The sequence below is a fragment of the Oleidesulfovibrio alaskensis DSM 16109 genome, from assembly GCF_000482745.1.
GTDB lineage: Bacteria > Desulfobacterota > Desulfovibrionia > Desulfovibrionales > Desulfovibrionaceae > Oleidesulfovibrio > Oleidesulfovibrio alaskensis.
The window spans coordinates 179,935-202,518 of sequence record NZ_AXWQ01000005.1 but is presented as its reverse complement, the minus strand read 5'-3'; the positions used below and the strand labels follow the sequence as shown (position 1 = coordinate 202,518).

Genomic DNA, 22,584 nt, shown 5'->3' with positions numbered 1-22,584 from the left:
AGCCGTATATGAAATCTGTAGTACGCTTTACCCTGCGCCAGACGGTGCTGCTTAACCTGCTGTTTGTATTGCTGATGGTGGTGGGCGTGTTTGCCACGTTTTCGCTGCCTGTCGAACGGTATCCCAACGTGGATATGGGCAAGGTTGTCGTGGTGGGCTTTTTGCCCGGTGCTTCGCCGCAGGAGGTTGAAGCGCTGGTGACGACAAAGATAGAAGATGCGCTTGACGGTCTGGAGAATGTGGAATTTGTCAGGGCCACATCTTACCGCCAGCGGTCCGATGTCATTGTGAAGTTTCTGGACGATACGGACTACGACGCACAGTATGACGAACTGCGCTTCCGGGTGCTGTCCGTCCAGAATGATCTGCCCGACGAGATGGACCCGCCGCAGTTCATCAAGATAGATATGGACACATGGATGCCGGTGATGTCCGTAAATCTGGTGGGCGACCGCTCCAACAGGGCCCTGACGCTGATGGCGGAAGAACTGAAGATTTATCTTGAGCGGCTGCCCGGCGTAAAGGAAGTGACCATAGAGGGCGAATACACCCGTGAATACCATGTGGAGCTGGACCCGCACCGTATGAGCCGTTACGGGGTGACATTCGACGAGGTTGCCGCGGCGCTTGCGGCAGGCAATGTTTCTGTGCCGGCGGGCGATTTTTCCAGCCATGGCAAGGAATACGCCCTGCTGGTGGATGAACGGTTCCGTTCGCGCGACGATATTGCCGGAACAATCATCCGGCGGGATGGTGACGGTTCGTTTGTCCGCGTGGGTGACGTGATGAGCGGTGCTTTTGTCTCGTACCGCGAGCCGGAGGTAATTGCCTCAGTCAACGGGCGCGACAGCGTGGCTGTTAATGTAATCAAACTGGATAACGGCAATGCGCTGGACATCGGAAAGGCTGTGGAAGCCGTGCTGGCGGAATATGCTCCGGTGCTGGAACGAGAAGGTGTCGAAGCGGTTATAACCCGTGATCAGCGCAGTCATATTGATCAGGCCATGAGCACGCTGGGTTCCAACCTGCTGCTTGGTATTGTGCTGGTATGCGCCGTCATATGGCTGTTCATGGGATTCAGAAACGCCATGGTCACTTCAGTGGGCATTCCCTTTGCGTTTCTTGTCACCATGGTGCTGATGAAGCTTACCGGCAATTCGCTGAACGAAATAACACTCTTCTCCTTTGTGCTGGTGGCGGGCATCATCGTGGATGACGCCGTGGTGGTGGTGGAAAACATCTACCGCCACGTGCAGGCCGGAAGCCGGCTGCGCGAGGCCGTGGTCAACGGAACGGCCGAAGTCGCCCTGCCCATTGTCTCGGCCACAGCCACAACGGTGGCCGCCTTTTTGCCCATGCTTATCATGACCGGCTCCACAGGCCAGTTTTTTGCGCTTATTCCCAAGGCCATCAGCTTTGCGCTGGTTGCTTCACTGGTGGAGTGTCTGTTCATTCTGCCGCTGCATTTTCTGGATTGGCCGGGCAGAGGCCGGCTGGCATCCGGTGATGCTGACCATACCCGTGAAAAGCCTTTCATGATTGCTCTGCGCAATCTGGCAGAGCGGCTTCTGCGGTTCAGCATGCGTTTCCGCTGGCTTACTCTGGGGGCGGTGCTTGCCGCTTTTTCCGTGGCTGTATTCATTTTCGGCGTTTCCATGAGCGGAGTCATGCCGCTCATGCGCATTAAGTTCTTTCCTGATAACTACACCACCTTTTACATTTCCGTGGAAGCACCGGAAGCCACTCCTATCAGTGAAACATCCCGTGTCATACGCGGGTTTGCTCAGTTTATGGACAGCCTCGGCGCGGGCATGACGCGTTCTGCCTCGGGCGTGGCAGGTTATTATCTGGACGATGACTATCAGACAGTCCACGGGTCGAATCTGGGTATGGTGACGGTGGAACTGCCCGTGACCGGTCAGCAGCACTTTGCCGATTATCCCCGTAACGATCCGCAGGCACACCTTGATGATGTCCGGAGCCGCATTGCACAGCACACGCCGGCAGGCTGGCGCGTGCGTGTGCGCGCCGAAAAGGACGGTCCCCCCGTGGGCAAAGACGTCAACGTGCGCGTGCTGGGCAGCGACCCCGCATCGGTTTCTGGTCTTGCGGCGGCCATGCAGACCTTTCTGGAACAGCGTGCCGACATAGCTCCGCACCTTATGGATCTGGGCGATGACACCGGTCAGCCAAGCTATGTCTTCCGGTTCCGCCCGCGCGAAGAGCGTACGGCAGAATACGGGCTGGACACCCGTACAGTGGCCGGACTGGCCGGTTCTGTTCTTGACGGGCGTTTTGTCGGGGAATTCCGTCTGGCTGATGAAGATGTGGACCTGCGGCTGAAAATAGACAACGTGTTTCTGGAAAGGCCTGAGGACGCGCTGGATGTACCGGTGCTGGAACACAGCAGCGGGCCGGTGCGGCTGGGAGATTTGTGCACTGTCTCTTCATACAGAGAGGTAGGCCAGCTGAACCGTTATCAGCGGCAGCGTGCGGTTACCCTGACAGCCAACATCAGGCCTGATGCGGCCATATCGCCCCAGTTTGTCATTCATGCCGTGCAGGAACACTACAGAAAAATAGAAAATGATTTCCCCGGAGCCACTCTTGACTTCAGCGGTGAATTTGCCAGTACGCAACGCTCTTTTCAGTCTCTGATGATGGCGTTTGTGCTGGCGGTGCTGATCATTTATGTGATTCTGGCCACACAGTTTCAGTCATACGTTCAGCCGCTCATTATCCTTTCGGCTGTTGTTTTTGCTTTGACCGGTGTTGTTTTCGGTACGTTTTTCACCCGTACACTGTTTACGGTAAACAGCTTTGTGGCCACTGTGGGGGTTACCGGCGTGGTGGTCAACGATTCACTGGTGCTGGTGGATTTCATGAACAAACTCTACCGTGACGGACTGGACAGAACTGCCGCAGCCATAGAGGGCATGCGCATCCGCTTGCGGCCCATACTGCTGACCACCCTTACAACCATGCTGGGGCTGCTGCCCATGGCGGTAGGTATCCCCAGCTATTCACTGGTTTGGGGGTCCATGGCTTCCACGTTTGTAACCGGCCTGTGCACGGCTACTTTTCTTACCCTTTTTGTCGTACCGGTGCAGTGGCATCTGCTTATGGGGTATCAGGAATGGCGAAGCAGGCGCTTCGGACGGGCAATGCACGAGTAGCGGTGTATCTTGCGCGGCCGCATAGATGTACTGCCGTAGCATGTGGTATAAATAACAAAGCCCCGCTGCAGAGGAATCCTCCGCAGCGGGGCTGATGTTTGCAAAAAGGGCATCAGACGTCGAAAAGCATTTCGAGATCATCGCGGGTAAGCGATTTCCAGCTGTCCTGCCCGGGGATGATGGCGTCGGCCACGCCGCGTTTCATATCCTGCAGCTTGAGGATTTTTTCTTCCACGGTGTTCTGGCAGATCATTTTGTATGCGAACACCTGATTCTTCTGGCCGATACGGTGTGCACGGTCCGTTGCCTGATTTTCCACCGCCGGGTTCCACCACGGGTCGTAATGGATGACATAGTCGGCGCTGGTCAGGTTCAGCCCGGTGCCGCCTGCCTTCAGTGAAATGAGGAAGATGGGAATATCGGGCGAATCGTTGAACCGGTCAACCTGATCGAACCTGTCTTTGCTGGTGCCGTCCAGATAGCAGAACGGCATGTCGTTTATCTGCAGCCATGAACGGATGATATGCAGCATCTGAACAAACTGCGAGAAGACCAGCACCTTGTGACCTTCTTCGACAATATCGGTGATCATGTCTTTGAAGGCATCGAACTTGCCGGAAGGCAGGTTGGTGGTCAGGCCCGGCATGTCCAGTTTGAGCAGACGCGGGTGGCAGCATATCTGACGCAGCTTGAGCAGGGCGTCCAGTATGGACATCTGGCTTTTGGCAATGCCTTTTTCGTCCACGTCGGCCATGACCTGATCTTTGAGTTTTTTGGCCAGTGCGCCGTAAAGTTCCTGCTGTTCTTCTGCAAGGGCGCAGTAGTAAACGTTTTCCACCTTGGGCGGCAGGTCCTTGGCCACTTCCGATTTTGTCCGTCGCAGAATGAACGGTTTAACCCGCGTACGCAGATATTCCAGAGTTTCGGGATCACCGTCCTTGATGGGCTTTATGATACCGCGCTGGAAGCTGTGCTGCGAACCAAGGAAGCCCGGCATAAGGAATTCAAAGAGCGACCAGAGTTCGAACAGGTTGTTTTCAATGGGCGTACCCGAGAGACATATGCGCAGTCCGGCGTTGATTTTGCGCACGGAACGTGCCGTGATGGTGTTCGGGTTTTTAATGTTCTGCGCTTCGTCCAGAATCAGCGAATTGAATTCGTGTTCCTGCAGTTCCTCCAGGTCGCGGCGGAGCAGGGCATAGGTTGTGATGACCAGATCTGATTCCGAGATATGGCTGAACATGTTTTCGCGGCGGGTGCCGTAGATGATAAGCCTGCGCAGCCCCGGAACGAATTTTTCCGCTTCGCGGTCCCAGTTGGGCAGCACCGATGTGGGCACCACGATCAGGTTGGGACCCGTGCGGCCTGTTTCAACCATATACTGGATGAAAGAAAGGGTCTGGATGGTTTTGCCAAGGCCCATCTCGTCTGCAAGTATACCGCCGAAACCGTACTCCCGCAGAAAGTTGAGATAGCTCAGTCCCTGCTGCTGATATCCGCGCAGAGTTGCATTCAGTCCCTGCGGCGGCTCAATGAGAGTGATTTCTTTAAAGGTATGAATTTTTTCACGCAGTGCGTTCCAGAAAGAATCGGTCTGTACTTCGGGCAGATCTTCAAGAAGATTGTCCAGAAGCGGGGCTTCGTACTGTTCAAAACGCTTTTTGGGAGCCTTTTCAGGGTCCAGTCCCATGGCCCGCAGTTTGTGCCCCAGAGTCTTCAGCCATGACTCGGGCAGGCTGGTGTAAGAGCCGTCTTTCAGCTGCACATAGCGCTTGCCCTGTGTCCATGCCTTCCAGATTTTTTCAATGGGTACACTCTGGCCGTCATATTCCACATTAAGATCCAGCGAGAACCATTTTTCTTCCTCGTTGGATTCCACCTTGGCAGAAATGACCGGCTGTGAAAGGCGCACTTTATAACGCGAAAGCGCTTTTTCGCCGTACACGCGGTATTCCGCAATGAGCTTAGGGTAGGCATCCAGCAGGAAATTGATGGCTTCTTCAGGCTCGAGAAACCAGACACGGTTGTTACGCGGCTGGAAGTTCATTTCGATGAGCTTCTGAGTGAGCGCTGCTTCTTCCTCCTGCTGACGGCGCAGCAGGAACGTATGTCCTTCAAAAGGATAACTGCCTGTCTGGAATTCGGGATTGGGACCGGGCAGCAGGAATTCGCCGTGTATTGTTTCGTAGATGTTCTGGATCTGCAGTGTAAGCAGACTTCCTTCCTCGTCCAGATACAGTTTGGGATTGTAGCTGGCGGGGACGAAAATCGGCTCCATATGCTCAAGAAACTCTTCCTGCCCATACAGGTCGGAAGCCGGCAGCTGTGTCCAGACCCTGTCCAGAAATTCGGAAATGTCTTCCTGCGGGATAGCCGGCGGATGCTGCACCATTTCCTGAACCAGTCCGGAACTGAGGCTGGTGTGCACGGGGTAGAAACCGCGGCGCCAGCATACCCAGAGCGGCAGCTGTCCGTGAAAGGTCACTTCCGAGTCCAGAATGGACTGCGGCGGCTTGCCCTCGCGGTGCAGCAGGACGTCAAAGCCGAGGCCGTCTTCCGCAAGGCGGGGCTGCAGCTTGAGTCTCATGGTCGAGCTGTCTATGTGGCAGGGCTTTTCCGTTTCCTGCCAGAAAAGGTAATATTCGTTGCGTATGGTCCACAGAAACCATGTAAGCAGTCCGTCGGGTATTTCGATTCTGTGCCCGTGATAGTCAAGGTACTGACCTATCTGATGGGCCACTGCCGGCAGATCGGGCGACAGCTCGCACCAGTCCGGATTGCGGATGATCTGTTCCAGAGTGATTTCGTTGTGAACGGTGGAAAGACCGGATTTGTTCTGCCGAGCACGGAACAGCGAAACCTGCAGTCTGCCCGGTTCGGGATGAAAGCGGAATATCAGATAGTGTTTGCCCGCTTCCGGCTCCAGCTCGGTGGAGAAAAAATTGCGGAAGCTCTGGCGCCACTCGGTTTTCGGGGCAACCGGTTCCGCATCATCCGATGTTTCAAGCGAAGCCAGCAGCTTGAGAGCCGCAGCCCCCACATGTCTGCACACGCCGGAAAAAGAATCCGGACAGTTGCACATGTAGTTTACGGTTTCTTCACCGATGCTCAAAGAAAGTTTGGGCGAATAGTTCTGAAAGTCATCGCCTTGGATATGTGCCTCAACATCCCAGTAGCCCTCACCTTTTTTCAGGCTAAGTTTAAGGACTCCCCCGCTGTTGAGGATATTATGCGAACCGTCGATGATGTATTCCGGAATCGTGTCCGTCACGAATTCCTGCAACATCGTCTTTACGGTCGTCTCCTCTTTTCTATCCATGGTGTGATCTAGCTCCTTTGCGGCCTTTTTATGTCTGCTGCAGCAGCTCCCGCCTCGAGTGTGCATTGCATGCGGTGCAAGGCCGTTTCTAGTACTAGGTGAAAACCTTACTGTTTTCAACGCAACGGAACTTTGGTAGATGTTTATCATAGGTCGTGCGACCTGTGCCCCATCGACCGAGAATACCGTATCCGCCGGAATTGGCAATAGCCTGCGAGGTTTTCATGAATCGTGTTTATGTTGTTTTTGTCAGCATGCTGTTTTTGCTGACTGTCACGGCATGTGACAACAGTGCCGGTGACAAGCCTTCCGGCGGAACCGCCGGAAACGCCACTGTGGTTTCTGCCGTCACAGGTTCCCCCTCCGGAACGCAGAATGACGGCGAACCAGCCTACGGTGGCCGTATAATCATAGGGTCCATAGGCGAACCCACCAACCTTATCAGCGCGCTTGCGTCAGACAGTGTCTCGCGCGAGATAACCAGCTGGCTTTACATAGGCCTGCTGCAATACGACAAAAATCTGGAGATTGTTCCGTGGGCTGCCGAATCCTATGACGTGGAAGAAGGCGGAACGCTGTTGCGTTTTCGACTCCGTAAAGGAATAAAATGGCAGGACGGTACGGAACTGACAGCAGACGATGTCGAATTTACCTACAGGCTGATGATTGACCCCAAAACCCCCACGGCGTACGCTAGTGATTTTCTGGCGGTAAAGGAATTCCGTAAAGTAGACCGGTACACCGTAGAGGTGCGCTACGAAAAACCTTTTGCGCGTTCCCTCATCACGTGGATGAGTGACATACTGCCCAGGCACCGGCTGGAGGGGCAGGATCTGCTGACGACGCCGTTATTGCGAAAGCCCGTGGGGGCTGGGCCCTACAGGCTGAAAGAATGGGTGCCCGGAAGCAGGGTGGTGCTGGAAGCCAGCGACACCTACTTTGAAGGGCGCCCGTATATTGATGAGGTGGTTTACCGCAACATTCCTGATTTGGCTACCATGTTCCTTGAATTAAAAGCGGGCAGGCTCGATATGATGTCGCTTACCCCGCAGCAGTATAAATTTCAGACAACCGGCGGTGACTGGGACACACAGTGGCATAAATTCCGCTACCTGTCTTTCGGCTATGCTTTTCTGGGGTATAATATGGAGCGCAGCCCCTTTGACGAAGCACCAGTGCGCCGTGCGCTTTCCTGCGCCATAGACAGGAATGCGCTTATCGCGGGTGTGCTGCTGGGGGAAGGTCGTGCCACCGTAGGGCCTTACAAACCGGGAACATGGGTATATAATGACAAGCTTGCGGATTACCCCTATAGTCCGCAGGAAGCCCGCAGACTCCTTTCGCAGGCAGGTTTTGCCGACGCCGACGGGGACGGCATACTGGAGCGCGGGGGCAAGCCTTTTTCATTTACCATACTGACCAATCAGGGAAATGATCAGCGCGTGAAGGCGGCTACGATCATCCAGAGCCAGCTTAAGCAGGTTGGCGTGGATGTACGCATCCGCACTGTGGAATGGGCGGCTTTTATCAAGGAATTTGTGGAAAAAGGGCGTTTTGATGCCATCCTGCTCGGCTGGAATATTCTGGAAGACCCGGATATATTCATGGTGTGGCATTCCTCGCAGGCGGTTGCCGGCGGGTTGAACCTGACAAAATACCGTAACGACAGGGTGGATACGCTGCTTGAGCAGGCTCGCTCAAAGCTTGACCGCGACAGCAGAAAGCCGTTGTATGATGAAGTGCAGCGCATCCTGCACGAAGAACAGCCCTATTCCTTTTTGTATGTACCTTATGCTCTGCCTATTGTGCACAGCCGGTTCAAAGGGGTTGAACCCGCGCCCAAGGGCATAATGCATAATTTCATCCGCTGGTGGGTTCCTGCCGGGCTGCAGCGTTATTCCTCATCCGGACCAGAAGACGGGACAAAGAAGAAATAAATGATCCGCATTCAGGACATACTCGATACCATTGCCGAATACAGGCAGGACGCCGACATTGCGCTTATCCAGAAAGCGTATGTCTTTTCTGCCGCCGCGCACGCCGGACAGACGCGTCTTTCCGGTGAACCGTACCTGATGCATCCGCTTGCCGTGGCGCACAGTCTGGCAAAGATGCGTCTTGACGAGGCTTCCATCGCTGCCGGTCTTTTGCACGACACGGTGGAGGATACCAGCACCGGCATTGAAGAGATCGATTCGCTTTTCGGCGAAGAAGTGGCTGATATCGTGGACGGTGTCACTAAAATCAGCCAGATGACGTTTGAAAGCAAGGAAGAGGCGCAGGCCGAAAACATCCGCAAGATGGTTCTGGCTATGGCGGAAGATATCCGCGTGCTCATCGTCAAACTGGCGGACCGGCTGCATAACATGAGCACTCTGGACTTTCAGAAACCGCACAAGCAGAAGCTCATCGCGCAGGAAACCATGGACATTTATGCCCCGCTGGCAAACAGGCTGGGGCTGCACCGCATTAAACTGCAGCTGGAAGACCTTTCGCTGCGGTATCTGCGTCCTGATGTGTGGAGTCAGCTGTCTGACTGGCTGGAAAAAAAGCGGGTTGCAGACAGCGACTACATTGACAATGTCATCAGTCTGCTGCGCGGTATGCTGGATGAAAACGATATTCCCGGCAAGGTTAAAGGGCGTATCAAACATATCAACAGCATCTACCGCAAGATGGTGCATCAGAACCTTGCTCTGGACGAGGTGCCCGATGTCATCGCGTTCCGCGTTATCGTGGATGACGTAAAAAACTGCTACGCCATGCTGGGGCTTGTACACGCCGCATGGAAGCCCATTCACGGACGGTTCAAAGATTACATTTCCATGCCCAAAGCCAACATGTATCAGAGCCTGCACACCACTGTTGTGGGCCCCGGGGGCGAGCGCATAGAAATACAGATACGTACCGAGGAAATGGACAGAATGGCGGAGCACGGGGTTGCTTCGCACTGGCTGTACAAAGAGGGGCAGCGCGTAAAATCCAAGGACGTCAGGCAGTTTGCCTGGCTGCGTGAAATGCTGGACTGGCAGAAGATGGAAAGCGACTCGCGCGAATTCATGCGGTCGCTGAAATTCGATCTTTTCAAGGAAGAAGTTTATGTCTTCACCCCGCGCGGCGAGGTGAAGGAACTGCCCGAAGGCGCAAGCCCCATCGACTTTGCCTATCTGATACATACCAAGGTGGGAGACCACTGTTCCGGCGCCAAGGTCAACGGCAAGCTGGTTCCGCTTTCGACCAAGCTGCATAATGGCGACACCGTTGAGATAATAACCGATGCCAACCGCCATCCCAGCCGCGACTGGCTCCGGTTTGTCAAAACAGCCAAGGCACGTACCCGTATCAACAACTATATCCGTACGGAAGAACGCAGCCGCAGCATTGCACTGGGCCGGGAAATGCTGGAAAAGCAGGGCCGGCGCATGGGGCTGAATGTGCCCAAGCTGCTTAAGGAAGGCGGTCTGATGCCTGTGGCGGAAGAATTTTCTTACCGCGAGGTAGAAGAGCTGCTTTCTGCCGTGGGGTATGCCCGCCTTACTCCGCGCAAGGTGCTGCGCAAGCTGCTGCCCAAAGAAGAGGAACCCGCACGTCAGCCGGAGGTAAAAGCTCCGGAACCACAGAAGTCGCGTCGTGAGTCTGACAGTGTGAGCATCAAGGGCGTTGACGATGTGCTGGTGCGTTTCGGCAAATGCTGCAATCCGGTGCCCGGTGATGCCATTGTGGGGTATATCAGCCGCGGGCGTGGGGTGACCGTGCATACGTCGGACTGTGTCAACGTGCAGGCCATGGAACCGGAACGCCTTATCAGTGTGTTCTGGGACGGCACCGAAGGCAAACCCTATCCGGCACGCATCCACATGCTTTGCCATAATGAAATAGGCGGTTTTGCCAAGATTACCACACTGCTGGCGGAAGAGCAGGTGAATATCGATGCATGCCACATGCGGTCCAATGTTGACGGACGTTCGGAGCTGGATGTGACCGTGGAGGTACGCGATGTGGCTCATCTGTACCGTACCATCGACAGGCTGCGTCATCTTGATGCCGTCATCGAAGTGACAAGGCACTCCTCGCACAGCGAATAGTTTTATCCGGATGCCATTTAAAAGGGCCGCCCTTTGCGGGGCGGCCCTTTTTTCTGGCGCTTTGAGTGAGGAGGATGGTCTTTCCCTGAAGTAATGACTTCGTGCCGCTTCCGGCAATGCGGAAGCCTGTGATTGTTTTGCTGCTACGGCCTCTCCCGATGTGTCGTAATCAGGCCCCGAGAAGATTCAGGGCCAGTCTGGGGAGCGTGTTGGCCTGTGACAGCATGGCGACCGCGGACTGTGACAGAATTTGCTGGCGTGTGAATTCTGTCATCTCCAGAGAGACGTCCACGTCGGAAATACGTGATTCCGCCGCCTGCAGGTTTTCGGACTGGATCTGCAAGTTGGTTATGGTGTTTTCCAGCCGGTTCTGGATGGCTCCGAGGTTTGCCCGGATTTTATCCTTTGACACGATGGCGTCCTCAAGGGCTGCCAGTGCAGCCTGTGCCGCGGACTGGGTGGAAATGCTGGCCGCTTTGGCAGAGGTGCCCGCCTGCGTGCCTACGCCCAGTGCAGATGCCGTGGAGGCGCCGATCTGGATGTAGTAATAGTCTTCCGCCGAGTCGTTGGCTGTGCCGAAGTGCACCTTGAGTTTACCGGTTGCCACAAGGCCGCTTCCATCATGGGTGGCGCCGGAAAGGTGCCCGTTGAGCAGATGGATGCCGTTGAAGTCTGTGGAGTTGGCTATTCGGGTGATTTCCGAGGCCATGGCCTGATATTCGGAGTCGATTATCAGACGCTGGGCCGAGGTGTATGTACCCGTTGCGGCCTGTTCGGCCAGCTCCTTCATACGGATGAGTTTTTCGTCGATGACCTGCAGAGCGCCGTCGGCCGTCTGGATAAGCGAAATTGCATCGTTGGCGTTGCGGATGCCCTGATTAAGGGCGGCAATGTCCGAACGCATGATTTCGCGGATTGCCAGACCGGCGGCGTCGTCGGCTGCTGTTCCCACTCGCAGCCCCGATGAAAGACGGCGGATGGAGGTGGCAAGCTTGCTGTACGAGTTGCCGAGGTTGTTCGCCGCATTAAGGGCCATCAAGTTGTGGTTGATAATAAGAGACATGACCATTCCTCCTTGAATGAGTCACGGCTTCCTTGCCTCAGTAGGGGAGCGGTCAGCTGAAGTCACGCTCTTCTGACCAAAAGGTTCTCCCCTCCCCACTCGCTTTTCCTATCGGCGGCGTGCGGCGTTACTTTAGGCTTCGAATGAATAAAAAATATTTTTTACTGTAACACTCTGTTATGTCAAAGTGTTTGAGGGCATGTCGAGGGCAGGGGACTCTGCATGTGGTGCGGATCGGGGAACGGGGGCAATAAAAAAAGGACTTGCAATCGAAATTGCAAGTCCTTGGTGTTCTGGTCGGGATGAAAGGATTCGAACCTTCGGCCTCAGCGTCCCGAACGCTGCGCTCTAGCCAAACTGAGCCACATCCCGTGAGGAGGCAGTATTTATCGGAGTCAAAAGATAAATGCAAGCACTTTTTTAGTTTTAGTTGCAAAAAAAGGGTGTTTCCTTATGCTTGCTAAAAGACTAAACTTGTCAGGTGATGGCTGTTTTGTATATGCGGATGCGTCTGATGTGTCCGCCGGCTGTCATCCGGCACTAAGGCTGTCCGGACATTATGTTATGAATCTGAATCAATTGGTATGCAGGACAGCGTTGTCATGAATTGCAGGAGTTCCTGGTGATAAAAGTCGTCGTTGTTGATGATTCCGCCTTTATGCGCAAGGCTCTCAGCAGCATGCTGGAGAAAGACCCCGGTATTTCCGTGGTTGCCACGGCACGCAACGGTGAAGAAGGGCTGGAGCAGATACGTAAACATGACCCTGATGTGGTCACGCTTGATATTGAAATGCCCCGCATGGACGGGTTGACGGCACTGCGCCATATAATGATGGAAATGCCCCGCCCGGTGCTCATGGTCAGCTCGCTGACCGTGGAAGGGGCGGAAGCGACCCTGAAGGCGATGGAGCTGGGCGCTGTTGATTTTATTCCCAAACAGCTTTCCACTGTGTCGCTCGATATCGTTAAAATTGAAAAAGACCTGCAGGAAAAGGTAAAGGCCATTTCCCGTCGCAGGGTTCCGGGCCGGCCTTTCCGTCCTGCCCCCGCGGTCCGTCCTGCTGCCCCTGCCGCTCTGCGTGCCACGCCGCGGCCTTCCGCTGCTCCCTCATCCGCTGCTTCTTCAACGGGAACGCTGCAGGTTGCCGGTGGCAAGCCGGTGCGCGATGTGGTGGCCATCGGGGTGTCCACAGGGGGACCTCCGGCTGTGCAGAAAGTGCTTTCACGTCTGCCGCAGGATTTTCCCGTGGGTATTGTCATTGCTCAGCACATGCCCGCTGCGTTTACCGGGCCGTTTGCCAAAAGGCTTGACGGGGTGTGCGCCATTGCCGTCAAAGAAGCCGAAGACGGCGAGATGCTGATGCCGGGCAAGGCCTACATTGCGCCCGGCGGCAAACATGTGCGGGTCAGAAACACCCGCGGCCGCCTGACTCTGGAAGTGTCTGCCGAACCGGCAGAGGCGCTTTACAAGCCTTCCGCCAATGAGCTTATGGAATCTGCCGGTCTTGCTCTCGGGCGACGTTCGCTCGGTGTCATTCTTACCGGTATGGGCAGTGACGGGCTGGAAGGTATCAAGGTGCTCAAGCAGAAAGGTGGGCATGCTCTGGCGCAGAGTGACTCCACCTGCGTTGTGTACGGTATGCCCAAAGCGATTGTCGACGCCGGTCTGGCTGACAGTGTCGTCGATATCGACGATATGGCGCAGGCCATTATGAATGCTGTTTATAAGTGATATCAGCGTAAGGTCTCTGTTATGCTGGTGACAGTAGATAGTGCCGCTTTGCTGAAATCATAACGAGTAAGGATATAAACCATGGCTGAGCATCGTCAGATTCTTGAGCAGCTGAGCAGTGATAATACGGAACTGGTGCGCGAAGCAGCCTTTGCTGCCGGAGATATGGGGTTGAAAGATGCCGTGCCGTTGCTGGCCGGGCATCTGCAAAGCGCCAATCTGGGAGTTCAGGAAGCTGCAGAGCAGGCGATAAGAAAGATAGGCGGCACGGCCGCTGTGCGTGCGGTTATTCCGTTGCTGCGTTCCGACGATGCCCCTGCCCGTAACATTTCGATGGACATCCTGCGCGAAATCGGCGCCGACGATTTCGATTCGCTTACCCGGCTTCTGCATGATGAAGATCCGGATATGCGTATTTTTGCTTCGGATATTCTTGGATCATGCGCACGGGTTGAGGCTGTGCGTCCTCTGTGCGAAGCCCTGCTGCGCGACCCGGAAGTCAACGTGCGCTATCAGGCCGCCGTCAGTCTGGGCAATCTGGCCTTTTCCGAGGCTGCGGAATGCCTGAACAGTGCCTTGCATGATGAGGAGTGGGTTCAGTTTTCCGTAATTGAGGCGCTTACAAAAATCAGGGCGGAATCTTCTGTCAATGCTCTGGTGCGCGCTCTCGATTATTCGTCTGATCTGGTGGCATCCATGATTGTGGATGCGCTGGGCGAGATGGGCAACATAAAGGCTGTCAGCCTGTTGCTTAAACGGCTCGAATCTTCCCCTGCGCCGCTGCGAAATAAAATAGTCAAGGCTGTTGTGCAGCTGCTTGGCGGAAAACTGCTTAAACTGCTTTCCGACAAGGAGCATGAGCGGTTCCGCGAGTATCTGCTTGTGGCCATTCAGGATGAAGAAGAAGACATTCAGGATGCTGCAGTGGTCGGGCTGGGCTTTATGGGCGGCGAGCAGGCCACAAAAGCCGTCATGGATGTGGCAGCCCGTCTGGACGCGGACAGAGACCACGAACGTCTGGTGCGTGCCGTGGAGTGCCTTGCTGCTGTGGGGCCGAATCACGCTCTGGAAAACGAACTGCATTCCGATGATGAATACCGTGTGCGCATAGCTGTGGAAGCCATAGCGGGCATGCAGGATGCCTCTTCCGTCATACCGGTGCTTAAAGAAATATTCTGGGACAAGCCGCGCGATGTGCAGCGTGCGCTTATGACCGTTCTTGCTTCGGTGTGCGGTGCCGAAGATTCAGCTTTTTTCCTGGAAATTCTTGAAAAGCATAACGACGGCAATGTGCTGAAAAGCGCTTTGGCGTTTGTGGGGGACAAAGGCGATGTGGCCGCTGTGGGCGGCACGCTGTTTGCCCTGCTGGAACATCCGTACGATGACGTGAAAGAGGCGGCGCTGGATGCCTGCATAGCGCTCGGCGGCGATGATATGATGCGGCGCTTCCGCATTTTGTTTGAAAGTGAAGATGCGCTGAACAGGATGATGGCTACCTATGCGCTGGGCAGGCTGGGTGTTGATGATAACATCGACCTGCTTGAAGGCGCGCTGGAAGACGCCGTTCCGGACATAAGAAAGGTGGCGCTGGAAGCTGTGGCTGACGTGTGCAGTGATATTTCTTCACGGCTTGATATGGTGCTGCCGCGCCTGCATGATGAAAACAGCGAAGTGCGGCTTGCACTTGTTGAACTGCTGGGCAAATGCCGTTGTGCCGACGTTACCGCACCGTTACTGCAGGCGCTGGGCGATCAGGACGACTGGGTGCGGATGCGGGCGGCTGAAGCTCTGGGCGGGTTGCGGACTGCAGAGGCTCTGCCTGCACTGGTGAACATGCTGCAAGATGAGAGCCCCCTTGTTGTCATCAAAGCCATTGAAGCGCTGGGCAACACCGGTGGCAAGACTGCTTTCCGGGCTCTCATGTCCATGATGGATTCGGACAGCATCGAGATTCAGGAAGCGGCAGAGCAGGCTATCGGTCGTATTCAGGAACAAGGAGAGGACGCATAGATGTCGTCACTGTTTTCCAAGTCGATCACGCTACGTAAAGAGCAGAAGATCACCGATGAAGAATTTTCGCAGTTGCGGGATTTCATCTATGATCAGTGCGGCATCTATATTGCGGATAACAGGAAGTATCTGATTGAAAACCGGCTTGCCAACAGGCTCAAAGAGCTGAATCTGAAGACCTATGGCGAGTATTTTTATTATCTGCGGTACGATGCCGGCAGAAAGCAGGAACTTTCACGACTTTTTGAAGTGGTTACCACCAACGAAACAAGCTTTTTCCGTAATCCGCCGCAGCTCAAGGTTTTTGAGGAAAAAGTTCTTTCCGCCGTACTGGCCGATCTGCGTGCGTCCCGCTCGAAGCGGCTGCGCATATGGTCTGCCGGCTGTTCCACAGGGGAAGAGCCTTACACGCTGGCCATTATTCTGCATGAAATCCTGCGGTCTGAAATCGCATCGTGGGATATTAAAATAACCGCCAATGATCTTTCCGAAGCCGTGCTGCATGCCGCAAGAAGAGGCATTTACACCGAGTATGCATTGCGCACCACGCCGCCGGAAATCATTTCGAAATACTTCATCAAGGAAGGCAGCAATTTTAAGATCAAGCCGGAACTGAAGAAGCTTGTCAATTTCGGGCAGATAAACCTGAGCGACAGGATGCAGCTTAAGCGTGTGGAGCGCTCGCAGATTGTTTTTTGCCGAAACGTGATCATCTATTTTGATGACGAGATGAAAAAACAGGTGATCAGTTCGTTTTATGATAACCTGACACCGGGCGGATATCTGCTTATCGGGCACTCTGAATCGCTGCATAATATCACCAGAGCCTTCAAACCGGAGCATCATCAGGGTGCCATCGTATACAGAAAGCTTGAATAACGCGTGCGTGCGGGCCGAACCAGTCAGAATAGTACGAAAGCAGGGAGACATATAGTGGGCGCACGGGTGCTGGCAGTTGCAAACCAGAAAGGCGGAGTGGGCAAGACCACGACTACGCTTACCTTGGCCGCTGCACTGGCAGACAGGGGAAACAGAGTTCTGATAATGGATCTTGACCCGCATGCCTGTGCTTCCGTGCACTTGCGGTATTACCCTGAAGAACTGGTGGGCACGGCATATGATCTGTTTTCAGGCGACGGACAGGATACCGCAGCGCTGTGGAAACAGATCAGGCACCGGCATGAAATGCAGCCCTTTGATGTGGTTCCTGCCCACATCCGGCTTTCAGAGCTTGAAGTTGATCTGCGGAGCAGAAAAGGAAAAGGAACCATTCTGCAGCAGGCATTGAAGGCGGTGGAGGACGATTATGATTATATCGTGCTGGACTGTCCGCCGCATGTGGGCATTTTGCTGGTCAACGCCATTGTGGCAGCTGATCTGCTGATAATTCCCATACAGACAGATTTTCTGGCACTGCACGGGCTTAAGCTGCTGTTTGACACCGTACGGGTGCTCAATAAGGCCATGCCGGAACCCGTGCGGTACAAAGCGCTGGCCACCATGTACGACAAGCGGGCGGGGGCCTGTAACAGAGTGCTTGATCTTATCGGCCGTAAAATGGGCGACAATATGTTCAGGTCGGTCATAGGCATTGATACCAAGTTCAGAGAAGCCAGCGCACAGGGCAAGGTGATTTACGATATCGACCGTAACAGCAGAGGGGCGAAGGCATACGAAGCCCTGGCAGAAGAGATTGCGACACTATGGTGAAAACACCCGAAGAATACTTTCAGGAGCAGGACTTCGGCACGGACAGCAAGGTGGAAGACCGCCGTTTTACCGATGCCGAGCGTGCATTCATGCAGAAATATCTGGGCATGGATGAACAGGATGTGCTGCAACGGATGGGCAGAGAGCAGGAACCTGATGCCGTGATGACGCTTGCCCCGCCGCAGAGCGCGCCGGCGGCGGAACCTGCGACGCAGGGCCACGATGCACAGCCGGCTTCCGGTCTGCTGCATGAAGAGCTGGAAGACCAGCTGAAGACGTTGGAAGAAGTCCAGATGGTCAGTTTTTATCTGGGCGAACAGGAATTTACGGTGCCCATTATGGCTGTGCAGGAAGTGATCCGCTTTATGCAGCCCACAAAACTGCCCGCGGCTCCGCGTTTTATCGCCGGTATGGTGAACCTGCGCGGCAGGGTGACTCCGCTGGTATATCTGCGTGATCTTTTGGGTATTGTCGCCAGAGAAGGAGACGACGGCCGTTTCATTGTCATTTGCAAGCGCAAGGGATTGCAGGTGGGGCTTATTATAGACAGAGTGCACACCATGTACCGTGTACCGCAACGCACCATTGACTGGAACATTGAATCCCGGCTGGGAACCTCTGTCGATTTTGTTTCGGGACTGATGAATTCGAACGAGCGTCTGGTAAGCATCATCTCTGTCGACCGCATTGTCGCGCGGGTTCTGCAAAGTTAAAGGAGTGCGTCATGAGTAAACATATATTGATAGTCGATGACTCCAAAACAGTACGCAACCTTGTTGCTTTCATTATGAAGAAAGAAGGCTTCAGGGTGACCATGGCGGAAGACGGGCTGGACGGACTGGAAAAACTCTATTCTGCCGAAGAAACTGTGGATCTTATCATTTCAGACGTTAATATGCCGCGTATGGATGGTTTTACCTTTATCAAGACTGTGCGTGAGCAGGACACATACCGCGATCTGCCCATTGTGGTGCTTTCTACGGAAGGGCAGGAGAAAGATATTCAGATGGGTATGAGTCTGGGGGCCAATCTGTATATGGTTAAACCTGCCCAGCCTGACAAGATGGTTAAAAACATCAAAATGCTGCTGGGCTAAAGCTTTTATGGTAAAGTGCCGATCAGCTGTTGCAGAGTAGTTTCAACAATTGGTGCGGATTATTTATATGCCTTTCACGGCGACTAGAACAGAGGTTATGACATGAGTCAGGATTTCATGGATCCGGAAATATTCGCCGACTTTATTCTGGAAGCGAAAGAGCATCTGGAGACTATCGAGCCGAATCTGCTTGAGCTTGAGAATTCTCCCGATAACCTTTCGTTGCTTAATGAAATTTTCCGGCCCATGCACTCTCTCAAGGGGGCGTCCGGATTTCTGGGGCTGAACAGAATAAACTCCCTTGCGCATAAGGCCGAAAATATTCTTGATGAACTGCGCAAAGGAGAGATGTCTGTCTCTTCGGAAATCATGGATGTGATTCTGTCTGCGACAGATGCTTTGCGCCAGATGATTGATAATCTGGATGTTACCGGGCAGGAAGGCGATGTTGAGATAGCGTCTATTGTTGAAATCATTGACGCCATTATGGCAGGAGGCGGCATAGCCGCGCCTGCGCCGTCTGCTTCTGAGGAAGAACAGCCCCGCGAGCAGCAGGAAGACTCGTCGTCTGACGATGACAGCGCAGATTCTTCTGCTGCACAGAGTGCGGCAGAGCGTGTCTTTGTGAATCTGGAACCCTATGCCCTGACAGCCTTCGGTGAAGGGCATCTGCGTGATTTTGTCGAAGAAGCCAGAGATATATCTGAAAACCTGAATGCGGGGTTGCTGGAGCTGGAAACCAACCCTCATGCGGAAGGTGATCTGGTTAACGACCTGTTCAGATATTTTCATAATCTCAAGGGTAATAGCGGAATTATCGGTTTTGCCGAGTTGAACAGCCTGACGCACGAAGCGGAAACCCTGCTCAATAAAGTGCGTAAAGGCGAGATGCCGTCTTCGCATGCGCTGGTTGATCTGCTGCTTGTGGTCGTGGACTATATTGACGCCATGGTGGAACGCATTGATGCGACCACGGGGGTAGCCACGCCCGTGCGCATCGACGACCTGCTGGAAAGGCTGCAGAAGGCGGTTACCGAAGGCATTATCGATGCCCCTGCCCGACCTGCCGGTCAGCAGGCGGCCGCACAGCCGGAAGCCCCTCAGGAGTCCGCTCCTGCACAGCAGGAGCCTTCATCCGCTGTGGCACCCGGTGTTGATCCTGACGATCTGAATGTTTTCCGTGATACGGTTTCACAGCAGTTTGAAAGTATCCGCATCGCGCTGGCTGAACTGAGCAAAGACAGCAGCCAGAAAGATTTTGTGGATGCCTTGTTCCGCTCGCTGGTCACCGTGCAGAATTCCTGCGGATACATGGGGCTGGAAGAGACAAAGGTGTACGCCGAGCGCACGGCTAAGCTGGTTGATCAGGCCCGCTCCAGTGATCTTGATTTTTCTCTTATGACAGACCTGCTTGAGCAGGAATGTGCCATTCTGAAAGATATGGTTGACGCCCAGCTGACGCAGCTCAGTTCTCCTGCTGCCTCAACAGGCGCTGACGATGCGGCAGAACCGGCGGGCGACAGTCCGGCCGCCAGACAGGCCGGAAAAACAGACCCCCCCGCGGCGCCCGTGCAGAAAGAAAAGGCAGCACCTGCAGTTGCTCCCGCAGCAAAACCGGCTCCTGCGCCCCGGCCTTCTGCCAAGCCGGCACCCAAGCCTGCTGCTCCAAAGCCTGCCGCTCCGGCCAAGCCGGCTGCCGCACCGCAGGCAGGCGGGGCGGCCCAGCCTCCGGCCGGCAATGACCAGCAGGCAGTACACAAGGGGAAGTCCTCTTCCACCATACGCGTTGACCACGAAAAGCTTGATCACCTGATGAATCTCATCGGTGAGCTGATAATCAACCGTAACAGATACACTATGCTGGCCCGCAGACTTGAAGGCGAGACAGATGTGAACGTGGCGGACGTGGCGCAGAATCTGACTGAAACCACCTATGCCATGGCGCGCATTTCCGATGACCTGCAGGACACCATCATGAAAGTGCGCATGGTGCCTGTTTCTTCTGTGTTCTCACGTTTTCCCAGACTGGTACGCGATCTTTCGCGCAAAAGCGGGAAAGAAGTGGAACTCATCATGGAAGGCGAGGAAACAGAGCTGGATAAAAGCGTGGTTGAGGTCATCGGTGACCCGCTGGTTCACCTTATCCGTAATGCCATGGACCACGGCGTTGAACCCGAAGAAGACCGTATAGCCAAAGGCAAGCGTCCTAAAGGGCGGGTATGGCTGCGGGCATACCACAAAGGCAACTCGGTCGCCATTGAGATTGAAGATGTCGGTAAAGGCATTGACCCTGAAAGAATGCGCGAAGTCGCAGTGAATAAAGGCATCATCAGTCCGGAGGAAGCCAAGTCTCTGGATGACCGTGAAGCCATGGAGCTGATTTTTGCCCCGGGATTTTCATCTGCAGAGACCATTACGGATATTTCCGGTCGTGGTGTGGGCATGGACGTGGTGCGCACCAACATTAAAAATCTCAAGGGCAGTGTCAGTATCCAGTCCGAGATAGGCAAGGGAACGCGGTTCATTCTTTCCCTGCCGCTCACGCTGGCAATTATCGATGCACTTATGGTCAATGTTTCAGGTGAGACATACGCCATACCGCTTGATGCGGTGTCCGAGACCACCAAGATAGAGGCCGAGCGTCTGACTGATGTGAACAACCGCAAGGCGGTGACCCTGCGCGGCGAAGTGCTCGGCATAGTCACCCTGTCCGAGTTGCTCGGGCTGGAAGGTACCACGGAAGATGACGAAGTGCTTTCTGTGGTTGTCATCCATGATAATGACCGCCGTCTGGGGCTTGTGGTGGACAGGCTGCTGGAACGTCAGGAAATAGTCATCAAGCCGCTGGGTGAATATCTGGGGGATCTGAGGGGGATTTCCGGCGCCACCATTATGGGGGACGGCAGCGTTGTGCTGATCCTTGATCCGCACGAAATATATCTGATGGCCACATCCAAGGCTGTATAACCGAAATGGATAAACAAGCCGCTCTCCTGCCGGGAGGGCGGCTTTAGTTTTGCCGGCAGCCCGTTTTGCCGGAAGTTGTTCTGATAGGTTTTTTGCATTCCGGCTACCGTGACGGGGCAGAAGAGCGCGGCGGGGTACGCGGGCAGGGAAAAAGACCGGTTACACGCAGCGGCGCACCCGCAGTGTGCCGTCTGAAAAGAGCCTGCTGCAGGCCTGCTCCGGCACGGGAGATATGGCCTGCGGGACGTTGCAGCAATGGTCTGCAGCTGAGCAGCGGCCCGCACGGGGATGCTCAGCAACACAAAAGCCGGTGAGCAAACGCTGCACCGGCTTTTGTGTTGTTTCAATGTCCGGACTAGATAAGCGCGTAAACACGCAATGCGGCGAACATCTGGACGGCATAACCTGCCACCAGCAGCACAGGCGCTGTTATCATGGCCGGTTTATGACGCAGCGGGGCGGCGCTGACCGCAACAATCATCCACCCCGCGCAGGCCAGCAGGGGTATTGCTATGCCTGCCGCCCACAGCAGCACAAAAGGATTTTCCAGTGCAAAAGGGGAAAGCACCGGCTGCGACATCCACAGCAGGAGCGCTGCAGGTATGGTCTGCAGCAGGGAGGGAATCAGCGCACAGCGGGCACAGTAGGCTGTGCTGAAATTGTAGTAATCGCGCCCGTAGTTGTCTGCCTCGCGCCGCAGCAGCAGATAGCAAAGTCCCAGCGCGCCCGCTGCCCCGGTACCGGCAAGAAGGGCCTGAGCAAGCAGGGGCCAGAAAACAGATTGTGCAGGAATGGAGTAGACAGCGAGAAACGTGTCCAGCGCGGGAGCGCTGGAAGGAATACTGAGCCCTGCGGCCAGTACTGTGCGCTTGAGCCCCAGCGAAAGGAAGACCGCCGTGAACATGGACAGACCGGCAAACAGCCCGAAAAGCCTGTGGAGGGCTTTGTTCTTTTTAAGGGAATTCCATGTGAGGGAATAGATGACCTGCAGCGCGAACGCCAGAGTGAGGGTGCCCAGAGCCGCCATGAGCGGCAGGCGTAGCGGACCTTCGAATAAAGCCGGTTCTTCCAGTGCGGTGTGCAGGATGCCTGCGGCCATGGTGGTGAAGCACAAAACCCCCAGCGTAGTGGCCATGGTGGCAAGCTGGCGGGCAAATTTATCGTAAAAAACTTTTTTTTGCGCAGAAGCCAGTATCTGACTGAAAAGGGTGAGTGCAGGTGAGCATATGGTGGCCATCAGACATACGCAGAAGGCGGCTCCGGCAATCACAAACACCGGCTGAAGCGGGTCGGTTATAAGCGGGGTCATTATGAAACAGGCTCCTTGGTGGCGTTCACCGTGTTGGCGCGCCGCAGGGTGCGGCATGGGTCTTTTGCCTTAAAAAGCCGTTTCATGCAAGTTTCGGGGGTATGAGAAGCGTTCGTC

Annotated in this window: 13 protein-coding genes and 1 tRNA gene; 10 read left to right on the top strand and 4 right to left on the bottom strand. The window is 54.8% G+C overall.

Features of this window, described 5'->3' with window-relative positions; genetic code table 11:
• The first annotated feature begins 8 nt into the window (after positions 1–8).
• Positions 9–3,176 carry an efflux RND transporter permease subunit gene (locus H586_RS0103685; RefSeq protein WP_027181391.1) on the top strand — a complete coding sequence of 1,056 codons (3,168 nt, stop codon included), beginning with the start codon at positions 9–11 and terminating at the stop codon, positions 3,174–3,176.
• A 112-nt stretch (positions 3,177–3,288) separates the two neighbouring features.
• Here H586_RS0103685 and H586_RS0103680 read toward each other — a convergent pair whose 3' ends face one another.
• The gene (locus H586_RS0103680; RefSeq protein WP_011367523.1) at positions 3,289–6,495 is read right to left on the bottom strand and encodes a DEAD/DEAH box helicase; all 3,207 of its coding nucleotides are present in this window, start codon (positions 6,493–6,495) and stop codon (positions 3,289–3,291) included.
• A 224-nt stretch (positions 6,496–6,719) separates the two neighbouring features.
• On the opposite strand from H586_RS0103680, the gene H586_RS18040 reads away from it, so the two are divergent.
• Positions 6,720–8,432 carry a peptide-binding protein gene (locus tag H586_RS18040; protein WP_051363845.1) on the top strand — a complete coding sequence of 571 codons (1,713 nt, stop codon included), beginning with the start codon at positions 6,720–6,722 and terminating at the stop codon, positions 8,430–8,432.
• Entirely contained in the window at positions 8,433–10,580 is a 2,148-nt protein-coding gene (locus H586_RS0103670) for a RelA/SpoT family protein (RefSeq protein WP_011367526.1), read from the top strand.
• Between the two features lie 169 nt (positions 10,581–10,749).
• Here the strand turns inward: H586_RS0103670 and H586_RS0103660 are convergent, their stop codons facing one another.
• A complete protein-coding gene (locus H586_RS0103660) occupies positions 10,750–11,643 on the bottom strand; it encodes a flagellin N-terminal helical domain-containing protein (RefSeq protein WP_011367527.1) in 894 nt (297 codons plus the stop codon).
• Positions 11,644–11,937: 294 nt separating this feature from the next.
• A tRNA-Pro gene (locus H586_RS0103655) sits at positions 11,938–12,015 on the bottom strand.
• A 250-nt stretch (positions 12,016–12,265) separates the two neighbouring features.
• On the opposite strand from H586_RS0103655, the gene H586_RS0103650 reads away from it, so the two are divergent.
• The 7 genes from H586_RS0103650 to H586_RS0103620 all read left to right on the top strand — a co-directional run bounded on the left by H586_RS0103650 (position 12,266) and on the right by H586_RS0103620 (position 21,158).
• Positions 12,266–13,375, top strand: coding sequence for a protein-glutamate methylesterase/protein-glutamine glutaminase (locus H586_RS0103650; protein ID WP_027181390.1), 1,110 nt, complete (start codon positions 12,266–12,268; stop codon positions 13,373–13,375).
• Positions 13,376–13,456: 81 nt separating this feature from the next.
• Positions 13,457–15,385, top strand: a complete 1,929-nt coding sequence (locus H586_RS0103645) for a HEAT repeat domain-containing protein (protein ID WP_011367529.1) — start codon at positions 13,457–13,459, stop codon at positions 15,383–15,385.
• Positions 15,386–16,264, top strand: coding sequence for a CheR family methyltransferase (locus H586_RS0103640; RefSeq protein ID WP_011367530.1), 879 nt, complete (start codon positions 15,386–15,388; stop codon positions 16,262–16,264).
• Positions 16,265–16,318: 54 nt separating this feature from the next.
• Positions 16,319–17,095, top strand: a complete 777-nt coding sequence (locus H586_RS0103635; protein ID WP_011367531.1) for a ParA family protein — start codon at positions 16,319–16,321, stop codon at positions 17,093–17,095.
• Complete coding sequence (locus H586_RS0103630; RefSeq protein ID WP_011367532.1) at positions 17,089–17,808, top strand: chemotaxis protein CheW; 720 nt, start codon at positions 17,089–17,091, stop codon at positions 17,806–17,808. Before H586_RS0103635 ends, H586_RS0103630 begins: the two co-directional genes overlap by 7 nt.
• A gap of 11 nt (positions 17,809–17,819) precedes the next feature.
• Positions 17,820–18,191 (top strand): response regulator, encoded by a 372-nt coding sequence (locus H586_RS0103625; RefSeq protein ID WP_011367533.1) that lies wholly within the window; start codon positions 17,820–17,822, stop codon positions 18,189–18,191.
• 102 nt (positions 18,192–18,293) lie between these two features.
• Positions 18,294–21,158, top strand: a complete 2,865-nt coding sequence (locus H586_RS0103620; RefSeq protein WP_027181389.1) for a chemotaxis protein CheA — start codon at positions 18,294–18,296, stop codon at positions 21,156–21,158.
• A 355-nt stretch (positions 21,159–21,513) separates the two neighbouring features.
• Here H586_RS0103620 and H586_RS0103610 read toward each other — a convergent pair whose 3' ends face one another.
• Positions 21,514–22,467 carry a hypothetical protein gene (locus H586_RS0103610; protein WP_011367535.1) on the bottom strand — a complete coding sequence of 318 codons (954 nt, stop codon included), beginning with the start codon at positions 22,465–22,467 and terminating at the stop codon, positions 21,514–21,516.
• Positions 22,468–22,584 lie beyond the last annotated feature (117 nt).

Bases quoted from the DNA above. Each gene is read 5' to 3' on its own strand.
- H586_RS0103670 (WP_011367526.1), top strand. From the start codon at position 8,433: ATGATCCGCATTCAGGACATACTCGATACCATTGCCGAATACAGGCAG.
- H586_RS0103645 (WP_011367529.1), top strand. From the start codon at position 13,457: ATGGCTGAGCATCGTCAGATTCTTGAGCAGCTGAGCAGTGATAATACG.
- H586_RS0103660 (WP_011367527.1), bottom strand. From the start codon at position 11,643: ATGTCTCTTATTATCAACCACAACTTGATGGCCCTTAATGCGGCGAAC.
- H586_RS0103610 (WP_011367535.1), bottom strand. From the start codon at position 22,467: ATGACCCCGCTTATAACCGACCCGCTTCAGCCGGTGTTTGTGATTGCC.
- H586_RS18040 (WP_051363845.1), top strand. From the start codon at position 6,720: ATGAATCGTGTTTATGTTGTTTTTGTCAGCATGCTGTTTTTGCTGACT.
- H586_RS0103630 (WP_011367532.1), top strand. From the start codon at position 17,089: ATGGTGAAAACACCCGAAGAATACTTTCAGGAGCAGGACTTCGGCACG.
- H586_RS0103680 (WP_011367523.1), bottom strand. From the start codon at position 6,495: ATGGATAGAAAAGAGGAGACGACCGTAAAGACGATGTTGCAGGAATTC.
- H586_RS0103625 (WP_011367533.1), top strand. From the start codon at position 17,820: ATGAGTAAACATATATTGATAGTCGATGACTCCAAAACAGTACGCAAC.
- H586_RS0103640 (WP_011367530.1), top strand. From the start codon at position 15,386: ATGTCGTCACTGTTTTCCAAGTCGATCACGCTACGTAAAGAGCAGAAG.
- H586_RS0103620 (WP_027181389.1), top strand. From the start codon at position 18,294: ATGAGTCAGGATTTCATGGATCCGGAAATATTCGCCGACTTTATTCTG.
- H586_RS0103685 (WP_027181391.1), top strand. From the start codon at position 9: ATGAAATCTGTAGTACGCTTTACCCTGCGCCAGACGGTGCTGCTTAAC.